The 16,554-nt window shown below is 73.5% G+C and carries 16 protein-coding genes and 2 pseudogenes; 11 read left to right on the forward strand and 7 right to left on the reverse strand.

Features of this window, described 5'->3' with window-relative positions; translation table 11 throughout:
* The 5 genes and pseudogenes from HWD93_RS02325 to HWD93_RS02345 form a co-directional block, all read left to right on the forward strand.
* Positions 1–219, forward strand: a pseudogene (locus HWD93_RS02325) (hypothetical protein); the annotation flags it as partial.
* Between the two features lie 87 nt (positions 220–306).
* Positions 307–480 carry a CsbD family protein gene (locus tag HWD93_RS02330; protein ID WP_070418037.1) on the forward strand — a complete coding sequence of 58 codons (174 nt, stop codon included), beginning with the start codon at positions 307–309 and terminating at the stop codon, positions 478–480.
* 78 nt (positions 481–558) lie between these two features.
* Positions 559–1,662: an Asp23/Gls24 family envelope stress response protein gene (locus HWD93_RS02335; protein WP_261645919.1), complete on the forward strand. Its 1,104-nt coding sequence runs from the start codon at positions 559–561 to the stop codon at positions 1,660–1,662.
* Complete coding sequence (locus tag HWD93_RS02340; protein WP_070418035.1) at positions 1,659–2,075, forward strand: MFS transporter permease; 417 nt, start codon at positions 1,659–1,661, stop codon at positions 2,073–2,075. Before HWD93_RS02335 ends, HWD93_RS02340 begins: the two co-directional genes overlap by 4 nt.
* Positions 2,076–2,113: 38 nt before the next feature.
* A complete protein-coding gene (locus HWD93_RS02345; protein WP_070418034.1) occupies positions 2,114–2,299 on the forward strand; it encodes a hypothetical protein in 186 nt (61 codons plus the stop codon).
* Positions 2,300–2,547: 248 nt separating this feature from the next.
* Here the strand turns inward: HWD93_RS02345 and HWD93_RS02350 are convergent, their stop codons facing one another.
* The 4 genes from HWD93_RS02350 to rimK form a co-directional block, all read right to left on the reverse strand.
* Positions 2,548–3,534, reverse strand: a complete 987-nt coding sequence (locus HWD93_RS02350; protein WP_261645920.1) for an NAD-dependent epimerase/dehydratase family protein — start codon at positions 3,532–3,534, stop codon at positions 2,548–2,550.
* Positions 3,531–6,245 carry an alpha/beta fold hydrolase gene (locus HWD93_RS02355; protein WP_261645921.1) on the reverse strand — a complete coding sequence of 905 codons (2,715 nt, stop codon included), beginning with the start codon at positions 6,243–6,245 and terminating at the stop codon, positions 3,531–3,533. Before HWD93_RS02355 ends, HWD93_RS02350 begins: the two co-directional genes overlap by 4 nt.
* Positions 6,242–7,315: a 3-oxoacyl-ACP synthase III gene (locus tag HWD93_RS02360; protein ID WP_070419407.1), complete on the reverse strand. Its 1,074-nt coding sequence runs from the start codon at positions 7,313–7,315 to the stop codon at positions 6,242–6,244. The genes HWD93_RS02355 and HWD93_RS02360 overlap by 4 nt, the downstream gene beginning before the upstream one ends.
* An 89-nt stretch (positions 7,316–7,404) precedes the next feature.
* A complete protein-coding gene (gene rimK / locus HWD93_RS02365; RefSeq protein WP_070418032.1) occupies positions 7,405–8,598 on the reverse strand; it encodes a 30S ribosomal protein S6--L-glutamate ligase in 1,194 nt (397 codons plus the stop codon).
* 64 nt (positions 8,599–8,662) lie between these two features.
* Between rimK and HWD93_RS02370 the strand changes: the two genes are divergently transcribed.
* The gene (locus HWD93_RS02370; protein ID WP_092388521.1) at positions 8,663–9,145 is read left to right on the forward strand and encodes a RimK/LysX family protein; all 483 of its coding nucleotides are present in this window, start codon (positions 8,663–8,665) and stop codon (positions 9,143–9,145) included.
* A gap of 212 nt (positions 9,146–9,357) precedes the next feature.
* On the opposite strand, the gene HWD93_RS02375 is transcribed toward HWD93_RS02370, so the two are convergent.
* The gene (locus HWD93_RS02375; protein WP_261645922.1) at positions 9,358–10,251 is read right to left on the reverse strand and encodes an alpha/beta hydrolase family protein; all 894 of its coding nucleotides are present in this window, start codon (positions 10,249–10,251) and stop codon (positions 9,358–9,360) included.
* Between the two features lie 117 nt (positions 10,252–10,368).
* Positions 10,369–10,959 (reverse strand): TetR/AcrR family transcriptional regulator, encoded by a 591-nt coding sequence (locus HWD93_RS02380; protein WP_261645923.1) that lies wholly within the window; start codon positions 10,957–10,959, stop codon positions 10,369–10,371.
* 23 nt (positions 10,960–10,982) lie between these two features.
* Here HWD93_RS02380 and HWD93_RS02385 point away from each other — a divergent pair, with 23 nt between their 5' ends.
* Positions 10,983–12,224, forward strand: coding sequence for an MFS transporter (locus HWD93_RS02385; RefSeq protein WP_261645924.1), 1,242 nt, complete (start codon positions 10,983–10,985; stop codon positions 12,222–12,224).
* Here HWD93_RS02385 and HWD93_RS02390 read toward each other — a convergent pair.
* A complete protein-coding gene (locus HWD93_RS02390; protein WP_229085446.1) occupies positions 12,130–12,468 on the reverse strand; it encodes a YciI family protein in 339 nt (112 codons plus the stop codon). The two genes, HWD93_RS02385 and HWD93_RS02390, sit on opposite strands and share 95 nt — an antisense overlap.
* A gap of 64 nt (positions 12,469–12,532) precedes the next feature.
* Between HWD93_RS02390 and HWD93_RS02395 the strand changes: the two genes are divergently transcribed.
* The 4 genes and pseudogenes from HWD93_RS02395 to HWD93_RS02410 all read left to right on the forward strand — a co-directional run.
* On the forward strand, positions 12,533–13,798 hold the full coding sequence (locus tag HWD93_RS02395; RefSeq protein WP_261645925.1) for a sensor histidine kinase: 1,266 nt from the start codon (positions 12,533–12,535) through the stop codon (positions 13,796–13,798).
* Positions 13,780–14,460, forward strand: coding sequence for a response regulator transcription factor (locus HWD93_RS02400; protein ID WP_071295732.1), 681 nt, complete (start codon positions 13,780–13,782; stop codon positions 14,458–14,460). The genes HWD93_RS02395 and HWD93_RS02400 overlap by 19 nt, the downstream gene beginning before the upstream one ends.
* Before the next feature lie 137 nt (positions 14,461–14,597).
* Positions 14,598–15,479, forward strand: a complete 882-nt coding sequence (locus HWD93_RS02405; RefSeq protein ID WP_070418024.1) for an ABC transporter ATP-binding protein — start codon at positions 14,598–14,600, stop codon at positions 15,477–15,479.
* Positions 15,476–16,423 (forward strand): annotated as a pseudogene (locus HWD93_RS02410) (ABC transporter permease); the annotation flags it as partial. The gene HWD93_RS02405 and the pseudogene HWD93_RS02410, both read left to right, overlap by 4 nt.
* Positions 16,424–16,554: the final 131 nt, after the last annotated feature.

The following is a 16,554-nucleotide window of genomic DNA, read 5'->3' on the forward strand; positions in this document are numbered from 1 at the left end:
GTCATCAGTGCCCGCGTCGACACGTACCTCGTCCGCCGGCAACGCGCCGCACGCATCCGCGTCGCGGTCCGCCGCGGCGGCGACGCCGTCACCGTCCTCACCGCCGTCGACCAGGCCATCACCGTCCTGGACCGCACCCTCGGCCGGCAGATCCCCGTCCTCGTCCACCTCACCGGCGGCACCCGCTCCACCCTCGCCAAACCCACCCGCGTCCACTGACACCCGTCAGCCGGACGTGACCCGGGCCTCCCGGCCCACCAGATCACCACCCACCGGGCACACGCCCGACCGAAGAAAGGACCCGTCATGGGACTCGACGACAAGATCAAGAACGCTGCTCAGGACCTCGCCGGCAAGGCGAAGGAAGCGGTCGGCAAGGCCACGAACGACGACTCCAAGGTCGCCGAGGGCCAGAAGGACCAGGCCGCCGCGAGCGTCAAGCAGACCGGCGAGGACGTCAAGGACGTCTTCAAGAAGTAGGACGCACGAACCGTGTCGGGGCACTCGCCTGGTCGAGTGCCCCGACGCGTTCCGGCGGAACCGAACGAGGAGAGAACGATGCAGCACGACCCGAATGCGCACACGCAGGTCACCGAGGTGGCACTGCCCGCGGAACTCACGCAGCCGCTGCCAGACGACGCGAACACCGTGACGATCGTGGCGAGGACCGCGGCGGAGACCGCACTGGGCGTCCCCGGCGTGCACCACCTCGGCGGTTTCGCCTCGCGGGCGGCCGACGAACTGCGGAAGCAGCTCGGCCGCAGTGCCGGGACCGCCGGGGTCCAGGTCGACGACGAGGAAGGCGAACTGTCTGTGCAGGTCTCCGTCGTCGTCAGCTACCCGCACCCGGTGATCGCCGTCGCCGACGAGGTCCGCAAGCAGGTGACGTCGGCCACGCGCCAGCTCTCGGACGTCCCGACCTCGGTGGACGTCCGCGTGCTCGACGTGCACGGCCCGTTCGACGACGAGCAGTCGCCGCTCGGCCGCGCGGCAGAGGCCACCGGCGACGCGGTCAAGCAGGCCGCGACCGCCACCGCCGACGCCACCAAGCGGGCCACCGACGCCACGGGCGAGGCGCTCAAGGAGGCCGCGACGGTCACCGCGGACGCCACGAAGCGTGCCGCGTCCGCCACGGCCGACGTGACGAAGCGCACCGCCGAGGCGACGGCGGACGTCGCCCGACAGGCCGCCGACGCCACCCGCGACGCCGCGGAGGCCACCGTCGAGCAGGCCGGCAAGGCAGCCGATGCCACGGCCGACGCCACCCGTCGTGCGGCCGACGTGACCGCCGACGCCACGAAGCGCGCCGTCGACAGCGCCACCGAGACCACCGGCAACGTCCGAGACGCGGCAGCGGAGGCGCTCGTCCGGTCCTCCGAGTTGGCAGCGGACGCCGCCGACTCGGCGAAGGACGCCGCGGCCGGCGCACGTGACGCCGTCGTCGACACCGTGACCGAACCTGCTGCCACCGAGTCCGCGGCGCCCGCGGATCGTGCAGCTGCGGCTGCCGAGGCAGCGGAGGACGCTGCCGACGCCGCGGAGGACGCAGCCGCAGCAGCGGCCGAGTCAGCCGACGCAGCCGCACAGGCGGCCGCTGACGACGCACCGGCCGGGTCGGACACCGACGCGCAGGCCGGTCGGCACCGCCAGGACCGCTCGTGACCACCGCGTGGTCGGGCAACCGCCGGACGAAGGTCCGGCGGCCCCGCCCCCGCGGCGTCTGGATCGCGAGCGGCATCGGCGTCGTCCTGGTCCTCGGGACGTTGCTCGGTGCGTTCCTCCCCCTCGTCGGGTTCCTCGGCGGGGTCACCGCCACCACCGCCGGACTCGTCCCGTTCCCGTTCGTCCGGGTGACGATCGTGGCGCTGCTCGGAGCCGTCGTGGTCCTCGGGTTGCTGCTCCTGGCGTTCACCCGACGGCACACCACCACGGCGACGATCGCCGTCGTGCTCGCCGTCCTGGTCAGCATCGCCGTGACCGCGGTCCCGGTCGTCCTGGTGGCCGTCGGTTCGGCCGACCGCGCCGGCGACGTGTGGCCCATCGTCACGGAGCTCTGGAACCGCTTCACCGGCTGAGGTCCTCGGCCGCCCGCACCACCATCGAAGGAGTCCCCATGCGCAACCGCATCATCCTCATCGGCGCGATCGTCTTCATCGGGTTCTGGTTCGGCGCGCGCGCCACCCGCCCCGTGAACAAGAAGTCGAAGACCCAGACCGCGCGCGAGCTGTGGAACGACCCGCGTTCGCGGAAGGCACGCAAGAAGCTCGGCAAGAAGATCGCCAAGGCGACCAAGCACTGACACCACCGGAGGCGCGGTGCACGTGACCCGATCTGGGTCACGTGCACCGCGCCTCCAGTCCGCTACGGTCGCTCCCCGAGCGGCTCGGACCGGCACCCGATCCTGCGCCTGGGCACCCCGGGGGACCGCGTCGAGGGTGCGACCCTCACGCTCGGCCACGAGTGGCAGATGCGGGCCGTCGACGACTACGAGGTCGCCGACCACCAGCGCGTCGAGGTGACCCTCGGGTCGGGCGCGACGGCTTGGGTCTACGTCGCCGCCGACGAGGCCTGAGCGGCAGCGAGCCGGCCGAGCCCCTCGTCGATCGACACCGCGGGCGTCCACTGCAGGTCACGACGGGTGCGCCGCTGGTCGAACCAGTGCGCCGTCGACAGCTGCTCGGCGAGGAACCGGGTCATCGGCGGCTCGTCCTCGCCCGCACGTACCCGCCAGACGGCCTCGACGAGCGACCCTGCGAACCGGGCCACCCCGGCCGGCACGTGCACCCGCGGCGCCGGGACCCCGGACGCGGTGCAGATCCCGGCGAGCAGGTCCCCGACCGGCCGAGGCTCCCCGTTCGTCACCACGTACGCGGTGCCGTGCACCCCGTCGTCGGCGGCGTGGTCGAGCGCGGCGACCATCGCGGACGCGGCGTTGTCGACGTAGAGCGTGTCGATGAGCGCGGCGCCGGAGTCGAGCAGCGGCAGGCGCCCCGACCGAGCACGGTCGACGATCCGGCCGACGAGCTGCGTGTCACCGGGGCCCCACACGAGGTGCGGGCGGACGGCGACGACGGCGAACCCAGGGGCGTCCGCGGCGAGTGCGAGCAGCTCGGCCGCGGCCTTCGTCCGGGCGTAGTCGCCGCGGGCCCGCGCGGGCTCGGCGGGTCCGGCGTCCGCGCCGACGAGGGACGACCCGGTGTGCGCGACCGAGGGCGAGGAGACGAACACGAACCGCTCGACCCCGGCGCCACGTGCAGCGTCGAGGAGCGTCCGGGTGCCGTCGACGTTCACGCGGACGAAGTCGTCGAGGTCGCCGGCGAGCGAGACCTTGGCGGCGAGGTGCACGACCGCCTCGATGCCGTCGACGGCCCGGGCCACGGCTGCGGGGTCGGTCATGCTGCCGAGCACGTCCGACACTCCCTCGACCCCGGAGGGCCGTCGCTGGAACGTCCGGACCTCGTGCCCCGCAGCACGCACGGCCGCAGCGGTCGCCTGCCCGAGGAACCCGCTCGCACCGGTGACGAGGACCCTCACGGCCGGACCATCCGTCCACCGGACAGCACCGAGGCCGCCCACCGGGACAGCCGTGCACGGTCGACCTTCGAGTTGTGCCGGATGTCGGTCGGGAGCTCGGGCACCGTCAGCACCGCGGCGACGGGGATCCCCGCGGCAGCCCGGACGGCCCGGGCGAGGTCGGGGTCGGCGAGTGCCGGCCGACGGGTGCGGCGCCCACCGGTCGTCTCCACGACGGCGACGGCCTGCTGCGTGCCGCGGGGCCCGATGCCGGCGAGCCCGGCGCGGCCCACACCGGGGACGCGCTCGATCCGCTGCTCGGGACCGACGGGCGTGACGACCCCGTCCGCCGTGGTGAGCACGTGCTGCAGGCGTCCCTCGACCCAGAGCCGACCGGCATCGTCGAGGTGGCCGACGTCGCCCGTGCGGTGCCCGCGCGGGTCCGCCACGCCGAGCCGCGACACCCTGTTCTGGCGCCAGAGCCGGTCGTACCGCTCGCGGACGTGTCGCGCCGCGACGACGATCTCGCCCGTGACGCCCGGGTCCTCGGTGAGCGCTCCGGACGGCTCGCCGGAGTCGTCGAGCGGGGCGATCCGCACGCGGACGCCGGTGGCGGGTCGGCCCACGCAGATGCCGTCCTCGTCCGGGGCGTCGGCGGCTGCGGCGCGCACGCCGTCGAGGTCGACGTCGGTCATCAGCAGCCCCTCGGTCATCCCGTAGGGCGTGTGGGCGCTCGCGTTCGGCATGAGCTCGGTGGCCGCGGTCAGCAGCTCGGCCGACACCGGAGCACCGGCCGACAGGAACAGCCGCACGCGACCGAGCGCCGCACGGTCCGCTGCCGTGAGTGCGCCGGCGGTGGCCACGACGTTCGCGACGGCCGCGGGTGACAGGAACACGACGGTGGCGTCCGCCGCGGTGACAGAGTCGGCGACCGCCCGAGCGGTCAGGGTCCGGGGCGCGGTGACGTCCATGTCGGGTGCGACCGACCGGGCGCCGAGCGCGGGACCGAGGAGCGCGAACGGGGCGAACCCGGCGACGAGGCCGGTGCCGACGCCGATGTCGTACTGCGCCGCGAGGGTGTCGCGGACCGCGCCGAGCTGCCCGTGCGTGTACACGACGCCCTTGGCCGGCCCGGTCGACCCGGACGTGAAGAGGACCGCGGCCGGCGCGTCGGACGACGGCGCACCGGGCAGCGCGGTGCCCCGTGCGAGGCGCTGCGCTCCGCGTCGTGCGACCTCGACGAGCGTGTGCTCGACCCGGAGCGCCCGACGAGCAGGCGCCGGCAACGACGCCGTCGCGATGCGCCGACCGGGCCAGCCGAGCGCCCGTGCGGCCCCGAGGCCGGGCAGCGCGCCGATGATCCAGTCGGGACGGGCACCGCGTACCGCACGGGTCAGGCCGCGCAGGCCGAGCCCGGCATCGGCCACCACGACGACCGCCCCGATGCGCACGCTGGCGTACAGGACGGCGGTCAGGTCCGCGCCGGGGGTGACGAGGAGCGAGACGCGGTCACCGGCGCGGACGCCGAGGTCGACCAGTCCGGCCGCGATCTCGTCGACCCGACGGGCGAGCAACCGCCACGTGACGGTCCGGGGACCGCCGGCGGCGGCCATCTCGACGAGCGCGGCCTCGTCGCTGTCGCGCAGCTCGTCGAGTGCGGCCCAGAGCGGGCGGCGCACGTCGGCGTCGTCATGGGTGCGGGCCAGGAGGGACGGCTCGGCCCCCACGGGCACGCGCCCGTCCGGCAGGTGGTCACCGAGCCACTCGACGACCGTCCCGGCGACGTCGGCGTCGTCCGGCAGCAGGTGCCCGGCGCCCTCGAAGCGGTGGACGTCCGCGTGCGGCAGCCGCTCCGCGAGGTCGTCGAGGTAGCGCTCCAGGAACACCGGGTCGCGCGGCCCCCACATCACGAGGGCGGGGACCTCGAGCGCGGCGACGCCGGCGGCGATCCGGTCGAGCTCGGGTGCGCTCGGGTGGTCGCCGTCGACGGGGATGTCGGCCACGAACCCGCCGACGCCCCCGCGACGGGCCGCTCCGCGGTAGGGCGCGCGGTACGCATCCGCGGTGGGACGGTCGAGCCGCGGGTGGGCGATCGCGAGCGTCGTCTCGAGGAACGCCGGCGTCAGCACCGTGGCACGGCCGAGGAGCTCCGGACGGAGCGCGAGCCGCAGCGGTGCGGGGATCGGGGCGTCGTCGGGCTGGTGCACCGCGGTGTTGCACGTCGTGACGGCCACCACGAGGTCCGGGTGGTCGACCGCCCAGCCGAGGGAGACGACACCGCCCCAGTCGTGCCCGAGGGTGACCACCGGGCCGGACAGCCGGAGTTCGTCGGTCAGCGCGCCGAGGTCCCGCACGCGGTCCGCGAGCCCGTGCTGCACGCCGGTGCGCTCCGAGAAGCCCATGTCGAGCTGGTCGACCGCGACGACCCGCCACGCCGGACCACCGGCGGCGGCGACGTCGAGCGAGGTGCGGAGCACCGACCGCCACAGGTACGACCAGGTCGGGTTGCCGTGCACGCACAGCAGCGTGCCGACGGGTTCCACACCGAGCGCGGCGAGGGAGCCGGCCGTGTCGAGGAGGTGCCACGACCGCTCGGGGCGAGCCGTGCCTCCTGGATCCGCAGCGGCGGGGACCGTGACGATGCGCGACCAGGCGGGGTCGAGTCCGGGCAGGGGCGGCGGGGGCGTCGCCGGAGCCGTGGCAGCGGCGACGCGCGGGAGGCCGGACCTCACCAGCGCAGTTCCATCATCGCCGTGTTGATGCCGGAGCCGACACCGCCGAGGAACACCCGGTCACCGGGGCGGATGGCACCGCGGGCGACCTCGTCCGCGAGGGTGATCGGGATCGACGCCGGACCGACGTTGCCGAAGCGCTCGTACGTCGTCGGGACCTTGTCGCGCGGGACGCCGATGGCCTCGACGAAGGCGTTCGTGTGCACGTCGGAGACCTGGTGGAGCACGTAGCGGTCCATGTCGGCCCAGTCGAAGTGGGAGCGGGCCTCGTTCCAGGCGGCGACGACGAGTTCCATGCCGCCCTTGAGGAGCATCTTCGCGTCGGTGAACATGCCGTCGACGCTGCCGACGCAGAGGTCGTACCACTGCGTCGCCGCGCGGGTGACGCCGCCGACGATCCGGTGGCCGCCCGGGTGCATGTCCGCCGGGCCGAGCACGGCGGCTGCGGCGCCGGACCCGAGCGTCAGGCTCGCGAACTCGCTCATGAAGTCCTTGCGGTTGCGGCCGCCCTGGTTCAGGCGCTCGATGGTGTTGAGCTGCACCTGGTCGGCGTCCTCGCCGTCCACCACGAGTGCGTACTTGATCTGACCGGAGTCGATCATGCCCGCGGCGACGCTCATCGCGTTGACGAACCCGAGGCAGGCGTTCGCGATGTCGAAGTTGATCGCGGACGACGGCAGACCGAGCCCGTGGTGCAGGCGCACGGCCACCGACGGCTCGAGGTGCGGGCGCGTCACCGACGTGTTGATGAGCAGGCCGACGTCCTCGGGGCGGATGCCCGCCTCGGCCATGGCGCGGCGTCCGGCGTCGATGGCGGCGTCCTGGAAGGACTGGCCCTCGCCCCAGTTCCGGCGCTCCTTGACGCCGGCCACGCGCTCGAGGAGCCCCATCGGCAGGCGCAGGCGTCGCAGCACCCCGCGGAGCTTCTCCTCGATGTCGGCCGAGGTGGTCACGCGTTCCGCCACGGTCGTCGCGACGGAGAGCAGCGCGACGTTGTCGTGCTTGGCCGTGGCGTTGCCGGGCCGCTCCGTTTCGGTGCTCGTCGCCTGGTCGACCGGCCGTTCCGTCATGATCGTCACCGACACATACTTCCGCATCTGGCCTGGGTACGCGATCCGGATGCGCTGACAGGCGGGGGACAGTGCACTTCGGATGTGCCTCACGCCTCGGGCTGACGCGGCTCCTTGGGCAGCTTGCGGACCTTCGCGCGGCGCTTCCGGCGCTCGGGGATCATCGAGCGCATCTCCTCGAGCTTGCCGAAGCAGAGCAGGCGGTCACCGGGCTCGAGGGCCACGCCGCTGCGCGGGTTCGGGATGACGCCCGAGCCGCGGTGCAGCGTCAGGACGGTGATGTCGCGGTCCCAGAGACCGGACTCCTTGATGGTCTTCCCGACGAGGTCGGCGTTCGTGTGCACGAGCAGCTCGGCGACGCCGTAGCCGGTCGAGACGGAGAGCCGCTGCCGGACGTCGATCTCGGGGAACGCCACCTGGTTCGCGATGAAGTCGATGATCGCGCCGGCGATGTCGAGGCCGGTGGCACGCTCGATGCCCTCGAGCCCCGGGGAGGAGTTGACCTCCATCACGAGCGGCCCGTCGTTGCCCTCGAGCATGTCGACGCCGGCGACCCGCAGGCCCATGATCTGCGCCGAGCGGACGGCGGCCTCTTCGTACTCGGGCGTCAGCGTGACCTTCTCGACCGTCCCGCCGCGGTGCACGTTCGACCGGAACTCGTCGCCGGAGGCGCTCCGCCGCATCGCCGCGACCACCCGGTCACCGACGACGAGCGCGCGGATGTCCTTGCCGCGGCTCTCGGAGATGAAGCTCTGGATGAGCACGTTCTGCTTCGTGGAGTGCAGGGTCTCGACGATCGACTCGGCGACCTTCGCCTCGGGAGCGAGGATCACGCCGATGCCCTGCGTGCCCTCGAGCAGCTTGATCACGACGGGCGCTCCACCGACGCGCTCGATCGCCCCGCGGACGTCGGCGCGGCCGTTCACGAACGTCGTCGCGGGCATGCCGATGTCGTGCCGCGAGAGGATCTGGTTCGCCCGCAGCTTGTCGCGCGAGTTCGTGATCCCGTTGGCGGTGTTCGGCGTGTAGACGTCCATCTGCTCGAACTGCCGGACCACTGCGGTGCCGTAGTAGGTGATCGAGTTCCCGATGCGCGGCAGCACGGCGTCGTAGTCGGACAGGAGCTTGCCGCGGTACTGCAGGTCGGGGTCGTCGCCGGTCAGGTCGATCGCGAACCGGAGCGTGTTGAGCACCTTCACCTCGTGCCCGCGGTCGATCGCGGCGGCCCGGAGGCGCTCCGTCGAGTACGCGTGCGGCGCACGCGACAGGATGGCGAGTTTCATCGGGGAGGCTCCGGGGTTGGAATCGACGGCGACGCTCCATCCAAGCATGCGACAGGATGGGCACATGGCCCGAGAACCGAAGTCACCGAACGGCGGTCTCGTGGTCGCCGGCTGGCGGGAGTGGGCGGCCCTGCCGAGCCTCGGCATCCCGTGGATCAAGGTGAAGCTCGACACCGGTGCGCGCAGCTCGGCGCTGCACGCCTTCGACCTCGAGGAACTCCCCGGCGACCGGGTCCGCTTCTCGGTGCACCCCTGGCAGGACACCGACGCCGACGCCGTCACGATCGAGTGCGACGTGCACGACCGGCGCATCGTCCGGAGCTCCACCGGGCACACCCAGGAGCGCATCGTGGTCCTCACCGAGATGTCCCTCGCCGGGCGTGTCTTCGAGGCCGAGGTCACGCTGAGCAACCGCGACCAGATGGGCTTCCGGATGCTCGTCGGCCGCGAGGCACTGCGCCAGGGGTTCCTCGTCGACCCGGCTCGCTCGTTCATGGCCGGCCGGGCGCCGAAGGAGATCCGCCGCCGCAACCGCGGTCGCGCCTGACGGCTCGCCGAGCTCGCCGCCGACGCGGTGCGCGGCCTGCGCGGGATCCGCTGAAGTCGTCCGCGCCGTGACCGTTCCGGTTCGCAGATCCCGGGGATCGTGAACCGGAACGGTCACCGACGAGACCGGGAACGTGAGTCGGCTCGACCAGCCGACGGACGGGAGGGACGGTGCGGGGCCGACCCGCGCCTCCAGGCCGCCGTCGGCGCGCGTCAGGCCTGCAGGTGCCGACCCAGGAAGCGCAGCTGCTGCGGCGCGAGCCGCCGCCAGTAGGCGGTGGTGTGCCCGCCCGGCTCGAACCCGCCGGCCGGTGCGGTCGCGAAGCCGTCGACGTACGCGCGGACGGCGGTCTCGAACCCGTCGCCGGTGCCGCAGTCGACGCGGACCGCGACGCCGTCGAGGGAGGACTGTCGGCCGAGCACCGTGTTCGCAGCGAAGTCCGCGGGGCCGTCGAAGGCGCCACGTGCCGTCTCCCCCGCCGACCGCCACAGCGCGGGGCTGATCGCGGAGACCGCACGCACCCGCGCCGAGCCGAGCACGCCGGCGATGTGGAGCGCGCCGTAGCCGCCCATCGAGTAGCCGGTGAACGCGAGCCGCGCGGTGTCGAACCCGCGGCGGGCGAGCAGCGGCAGGAACTCGTCGACGACCATCGCGGCGGGGTCGTCGCCGTCCGCGCGCCGGTGCCAGTAGCGGTTGCCACCGTCGACCGCGGCGATCGCGAACGGCGCTCCGCCCGCGGCGACGTGCGCGGCGAGGAACCGGTCGTAGCCGAGGTGGGAGCCGAAGAAGTCCGCGTGGTCGTCGCCGTAGCCGTGCAGGGCGACCGCGATCGGCAGGGGCCCGTCGGAGTGCGGCGCGGCGATCGTCCAGCCGACCTCGAGGTCCTTCCGAGCGCGGGACGTGAACGACCCGGACACGGTCGGCACCGGCGTGACGTCGGGGACGGTGCCCGCCGGGCCGTCGAGGCCGAGCACGCGGTACATCGTCGAGCGGCCGGGGAGCAGCCGGAGGTTCACGGCCTCGGCAGCGGCACCGGCCACGACGACCGCGGCGCCGCCGGCGAGGAGGGAGCGGCGGGTGATCCGGGCCGCGCGCGAGCTGCTCATGCGAGGGGGACGATGCCGTCCGCGGTCACACGCGTCATCACGAGGGTCGAGGGGATCCGCTGCACACCGGGCAAGCTACCGAGTCGGGTACCGGAGGACCTCGGGTACACGCGGACGTCAGGTGTGAAGTCGCGCAGGAACCGGTCGCTCCGCCGACACGAGGAGCGCGTCGGCGACGGCACGCGCGGTAGCGGTCCCGAGGCCCGGTTCGCGGAGGCGCATCGCGAGGTACCCCGAGACGAGGAGCAGCAGCTGCTCGGCGAGCGCCCCGGCGTGTGCGCCGACCACGGGCTCGGCCGACTCGGTCAGGCGTCGCCGCAGGGTGTCCGTCTCGCGGTCGAGGACCGCGCGGACGTCTGACGGGGCGTCGACGTACTCGGCCGCCGTGCCGAGGAACGCGCACCACCGCGACCCCGACGGCGTGGAGCGGTAGTCGTCGAGAGCGTCGAACACCGCGAGCAGTCGGCCGCGGTCGTCATCGGCGGCGTCGACGGCCCGGTCCCACCCGGCGAGCCAGTCGTCGTGTCGACGGGCCAAAGCCGCGGCGACGAGCGACTCCTTGCTGGCGTACCCGCGGTAGAGCGTGGCGCTCGATATCCCCGCGCGCTCGAGGACGGCGTCGATCGGCGTCGCGGCGATGCCCCGGGTGAAGAAGAGCTCCTCGGCGGCGTCGAGCAGCTTCTGCTCGGTTCCTGGACGCATCGCCATGAAAGCACCCTAGGCTCTCATAAGTGAAACGATCGTTTTCATTACGACAGTCGGTGTTCCTGGGGAGCGGCCTCGGCCTGATCGCCGCGACGTACGGCCTGGTCCGGCTGGCGTACGGGCTGTTCCTGCCCGACGTCCAGCGGGACCTCGGGCTGCGCGCCGACGCTGCGGGGTGGGTCTCGTCCGGAGCCTCGGCGATGTACTGCGTCGGCGCCGTGGTCGGGTACCGCTGTGCCGGCCGCGTGCCCCGGGTCCTCGTGTCGGTCGCCGCCGTCGTCGCAGGCGGTGGTGCACTCGGCATGGCCGCGGCCGGCGATCCCACGGCGTTCGCGATCGCGTCGGTCGTCGGTTCGGCGGGCGCGGGACTGGCCTCGCCCGCACTCGTCAGTCTCGTGACGACCCTCGTGCCGCAGCCGGCACAGGGCCGGGCGCAGGCCGTGGTGAACGCCGGGACGGGCCCCGGCCTCGTCGCCGCGGGTGTGCTCGCGCTCGTGCTCCTGCCCGACTGGCGGACCGCGTGGACGTGGTCCGGGATCGCGGCGCTGGTCATCGGGGTGGTCCTGCTCGCGTCCTCGTGGTCGCCCCGCCGGACGGCGACGGCCGGGCAGACCCCCACGAAGCGAGCACCGGCCCCGGACCGGGCGTGGTGGACGGCGCACCGTGCGGTCCTCGTGCTCGCCCTGCTCTTCGGCGCAGGGTCGGCGGTCGTGTGGACCTACGGCCGCTCGGTGCTCGTCGACGCCGGCGCACCGGTCGCCGTCTCGGTGTCCGCGTGGATCGCGCTCGGCGCGGGTGGTGCCGCCGTCGTGGCGACCGCCCGGTGGACGAGTCGGCTCCGTGCCCGGACGCAGTGGACGCTCACCACCGCCGCCGTCGCCCTCGGTGTGCTGGCGCTCGGCACGGTGCCGCAGTGGACGCCCGTGGCGCTCGTCGCGTGCGCCGTGTTCGGCTGGGGGTACACGGCGGCGACCGGGGCCCTGATCGCGTGGACCACCGAGATCGATCCGGAGCGGTCCTCGGCCGGCACCTCGGTACTCTTCGTGGCGCTCGTCCTCGGCCAGGCCGGCGGTGCCGCGGCGGCCGGAGCGGTCGTCGAACCGCTGGGGTCGCTCGGCACGTTCGGGGCCGGGGCGCTCGTGACGGCCGCCTGTGCCGTGCTCGGTGCGCGGGTCAGAGCAGCGGGCGCAGCTCGATCTTCCGGTTGCACGCCACCGACGCCTCCTGCGCGACCCGCAGCGCGGTCTCGGCGTCCGGCAGGTCCATGACCCAGAACCCGGCGACGAACTCGGCCGGGTCCCCGACGAGCCCCGGGGTCGTGGTCGGCTCGGCGCGACGGGCGTCGACCACCACGGCGTCCGACGGCGCGGACACCCCGGCCGCGAAGACGACGGCGTCGCCGAGCCGCTCGTTGAGCGCGTCGACCGCGTCCGCCTCGGCCCGTGTCGCGGACTCGGTCCGACCGGCGGCCTCGGCCTGCCCGTCGTCGATGACGTTGACGAGGAACTGCATGGTGCCTCCCCTGTTCGGTTGGCGGCAGGCTACTCCGGCGATCGCACCCGCTACCGTGGTGACCATGGGGACGACCGCGGAGTGGTCACGGCTGCCGGTGGGGCGCCGCGAGTTCCGCCAGGACGCCCTCCTCGCACTGGTCCTCGGCGCCGGACTGGCGATCACGACGATGCTCTACGGGTCGGCCGGGACCTACGGCGACGACCAGGCAGCGTGGTGGGTCTCGGCACTGCTCGTCGTGGCGAACGCCGCACCGGTCGCGTTCCGCCGCCGCTGGCCGATGACGATGGCGGTCGTCTCGGCGCTGGCCTTCGCGGCGACGCAGATCCTGCACGTGCCCGAGGTCTTCCTCGTGAACTTCACGCTGTTCATCGCCCTGTACACGGTCGGTGCGTGGTGCTCGGACCGTGTGCGCGCCGAGCTCGTGCGCTGGGTGGTCATCGGCGGCATGTTCGCCTGGCTGTTCGTCGCGATCGCCTTCGGCTGGGCGGTGCCGAACGCGCTGCCGAACGACGACGGCGGCCTCATCCCGCCGTACATCGCGCTCTCGCTGCTCAACATCGTGATCAACGTCATCTACTTCGGCGCTGCCTGGTACGCCGGCAACCGGGCCTGGGCGTCGGCGGTGGCGAAGCACGAGCTCGACCTCCGCACCGCCGAGCTCGCCGCCGAACGCGAGCGGAGCGCTGCCCAGGCGGTGACGATCGAGCGCGTGCGCATCGCCCGCGAACTCCACGACGTCGTGGCGCACCACGTGTCGCTCATGGGGGTGCAGGCCGGCGCGGCTCGACGCGTGATCGGCCACGACCCCGAGCAGGCGACGGCGTCGCTCGGCGTGGTCGAGCAGAGCGCCCGGACCGCCGTCGAGGAGCTCCGCCGGATGCTCGGCACCCTCCGTGCCGACGAGGACGGCGGCGACGAAGTCCGAGCGGCTCCGAGCACCGAGGGGCTCGGCCGGATCGGCGAGCTGGCCGACTCGGCTCGGACGGCGGGGCACCCGACCGAGTACGTCGTGGTGGGCAGCGTCCGCGACGTCCCGCCCACGGTCTCGGCGGTCGCCTACCGGATCGCGCAAGAGGCGGTGACGAACGTCCTCAAGCACGCCGGCCCGACGGCCCGGGCGGACGTCCGGGTGCGGTACCTCGACGACGGCGTCGAGGTCGAGGTCACCGACGACGGACACGGCGACCGGGCACCGCGGAACACCGCGGGCAGCGGACTCGGCCACGTGGGGATGCGCGAACGCGTCGCCGCGGTGGGCGGACGGATCGAGATCGGGCCGCGCGCCCGGGGAGGCTGGCTGGTGCGGGCATGGCTGCCGACGACCTGACCATCGTGCTCGCGGACGACCAGGACCTCGTCCGGGCCGGCTTCCGCGTCATCCTCGAGTCCGAGCCGGGGTTCCGGGTCGTCGGCGAGGCCGCTGACGGCGCCGAGGCGGTCGAGGCCGTGCGGACGCTCCGACCGGACGTGGTGTGCCTCGACGTCCAGATGCCGAACGTCGACGGGCTCGAGGCGGCGCGTCGGATCGCCGCGCTCCCGGAGCCACCGGCCGTGCTCGTCCTGACGACCTTCGACCACGACGACGCCCTCTTCCAGGCGCTCGAGGCCGGGGCGAGCGGGTTCCTGCTGAAGAACGCCTCCCCCGAGCGGCTGATCGACGCCGTCCGCACCGTGGCCGCCGGCGATGCGCTCCTCGCCCCGGACGTGACCCGCCGGGTGATCAGCCGCGCGACCGCCGGGTCCGGGGCGCCCGCGGCACCGGACGGCGACGAGGCGGTCGTCACGGCAGGGCTGACCGAGCGTGAGACCGAGGTCCTCCGGCTGCTCGCCCGCGGGCTGAGCAACGCCGAGATCGCGACGGAGCTGTGGGTCGGTGAGGCGACCGTGAAGACCCACGTGTCGAACGTCCTCCAGAAGCTCGGACTGCGCGACCGCATCCAGGCGGTCGTCTGGGCCTTCGAGCACGGCGTGGCCGGAACCCCCGCCTAGACCCCCGTCCGACCCGCGCTCCCCCACGCGGCGGAGCCCGCAGTGCCCCGATCCCCGTCGCCAGCCGGAGGCGCCCGTCGCACCCCGCGCAATAGCGTCGACGCAGGCGGAGCGAACCGCCGCGAGAGGGGAACGACATGCTCACCATCGACGGGGTGACCAAGCAGTACGGCGACCGCCGCGTGCTCGACGACGTGACGTTCACGGTCGGCGACGGACGCCTGACCGGGTTCGTCGGCGGCAACGGTGCCGGCAAGACCACCACGATGCGGATCCTGCTCGGCGTGCTCCAGGCCGACGCCGGCACCGTGTCCATCGACGGCACCACGATCGGCCCGGCCGACCGTCGCCGCTTCGGCTACATGCCGGAGGAGCGCGGGCTCTACCCGAAGATGCCGGTCGCCGAGCAGATCACGTACTTCGCCCGGCTGCACGGCGTCGACAAGCGCACCGCGGCGAGCCGCACCACCGACCTGCTCGACCGGCTCGGCCTGGCGCCGCACGCCACCGACGCCGTCGAGAAGCTGTCCCTCGGCAACCAGCAGCGCGTGCAGGTCGCCGCCGCGCTCGCCCACGACCCCGAGGTCCTCGTGCTCGACGAGCCGTTCTCCGGCCTCGACCCGATGGCCGTCGACGTCGTGCTCGCCGTCCTGCGCGAGGCAGCGGCGGGCGGCGTGCCCGTGCTGTTCTCGAGCCACCAGCTGGACGTCGTCGAGCGGCTCTGCGACGACGTCGTGGTGATCGCCGGGGGCACGATCCGCGCCGCCGGCCCACAGGACGAACTGCGGAAGCAGGCCGGCCCCGCCGCGTGGGAGCTCCTCGTCGACGGGGACGTCGCCTGGCTCCGCGACGAACCGGGCGTCACCGTCCGCGAGTTCGACGGCGGGTACGCCGTGTTCGAGGCCGACGACGCCACCGCGCAGCGCGTCCTGCAGCGGGCCGTCCAGCACGGCACCGTCGGGTCGTTCTCGCCGCGTGTCCCGCGGCTCAGCGAGGTCTTCCGGGAGGTCGTCCGATGAACGGCTCGTTCGTCCAGTCCGTGCGGCTCGTCGCCGCGCGCGAGATCCAGGCCCGCGTCCGCAGCAAGGCGTTCGTCGTGTCCGCCTGCATCCTCATCCTCATGGTCGTCGCGTCGATCGTCGTCGGCGGCATCGTCGGCAAGGCCACGGCGGGCGACACCACCCCGGTCGCGGTCGTCGACGGGGTCAGCCTGCCGACCAGCAAGGGGCTCGACGTCACCGAGGCGCCGACCGCTGCCGCCGCCGAACGACTCGTCGAGAACGGTGACGTCGACGCGGCGGTCCTGCCGTCCGACGACCCGCTCGGCTACAAGGTCGTGGGGCTCGACGACGCCCCGACCGACGTCGTCCAGGCGCTGAGCGTCTCCCCCCGCATCGAGCTGCTCGACCCGAACGCGATCCCCGGCGGCCTGGTCTACATCGTGGCGCTGGCCTTCGGCGTCGTGTACTTCGCGTCCGCCGTGACCTTCGGTCAGTCGATCGCGCAGAGCGTCGTCGAGGAGAAGTCCACCCGCGTCGTCGAGATCCTGATGGCGGCGATCCCGGCCCGGGCACTCCTGGCCGGCAAGGTCCTCGGCAACAGCGTGATGGCGTTCGCGCAGATCGTCGCGGTGGCGATCGCGGCGGCGGTGACGCTCGCGGTCACCGGGCAGGACAACATGTTCACGGTGCTCGGCCCGAGCATGCTCTGGTTCGTCGGGTTCTTCGCGATCGGCTTCGTGCTCATCGCCTCGCTGTTCGCGGCGGCCGCGGTGCTCGTCTCCCGCCAGGAGGACGTCGGCAGCGTCACCACCCCCGTGATGATGCTCGTGATGATCCCGTACATCCTCATCATCGTCGCCTACAACAACCCGACGATCCTCGGCGTGATGTCCTACGTGCCGTTCAGCGCGCCGATCGGGATGCCGATGCGGATCTTCCTCGGGACCGCCGAGTGGTGGGAGCCGATCCTGTCCCTCGTCATCGTGGCGGTCTCGGTCGTGCTCGTCGTGGTCGTCGGCGCCCGGATCTACGAGAACGCGCTGCTGCGCACCGGCAGCCGGGTGAAGCTGACGGAGGCACTGCGCGCCAGACC

Source organism: Curtobacterium sp. C2H10, assembly GCF_025407985.1.
GTDB lineage: Bacteria > Actinomycetota > Actinomycetes > Actinomycetales > Microbacteriaceae > Curtobacterium.

Bases quoted from the DNA above. Each gene is read 5' to 3' on its own strand.
- HWD93_RS02330 (WP_070418037.1), top strand. From the start codon at position 307: ATGGGACTCGACGACAAGATCAAGAACGCTGCTCAGGACCTCGCCGGC.
- HWD93_RS02335 (WP_261645919.1), top strand. From the start codon at position 559: ATGCAGCACGACCCGAATGCGCACACGCAGGTCACCGAGGTGGCACTG.
- HWD93_RS02345 (WP_070418034.1), top strand. From the start codon at position 2,114: ATGCGCAACCGCATCATCCTCATCGGCGCGATCGTCTTCATCGGGTTC.
- HWD93_RS02360 (WP_070419407.1), bottom strand. From the start codon at position 7,315: ATGACGGAACGGCCGGTCGACCAGGCGACGAGCACCGAAACGGAGCGG.
- rimK (WP_070418032.1), bottom strand. From the start codon at position 8,598: ATGAAACTCGCCATCCTGTCGCGTGCGCCGCACGCGTACTCGACGGAG.
- HWD93_RS02370 (WP_092388521.1), top strand. From the start codon at position 8,663: ATGGCCCGAGAACCGAAGTCACCGAACGGCGGTCTCGTGGTCGCCGGC.
- HWD93_RS02375 (WP_261645922.1), bottom strand. From the start codon at position 10,251: ATGAGCAGCTCGCGCGCGGCCCGGATCACCCGCCGCTCCCTCCTCGCC.
- HWD93_RS02380 (WP_261645923.1), bottom strand. From the start codon at position 10,959: ATGGCGATGCGTCCAGGAACCGAGCAGAAGCTGCTCGACGCCGCCGAG.
- HWD93_RS02390 (WP_229085446.1), bottom strand. From the start codon at position 12,468: ATGCAGTTCCTCGTCAACGTCATCGACGACGGGCAGGCCGAGGCCGCC.
- HWD93_RS02395 (WP_261645925.1), top strand. From the start codon at position 12,533: ATGGGGACGACCGCGGAGTGGTCACGGCTGCCGGTGGGGCGCCGCGAG.
- HWD93_RS02400 (WP_071295732.1), top strand. From the start codon at position 13,780: ATGGCTGCCGACGACCTGACCATCGTGCTCGCGGACGACCAGGACCTC.
- HWD93_RS02405 (WP_070418024.1), top strand. From the start codon at position 14,598: ATGCTCACCATCGACGGGGTGACCAAGCAGTACGGCGACCGCCGCGTG.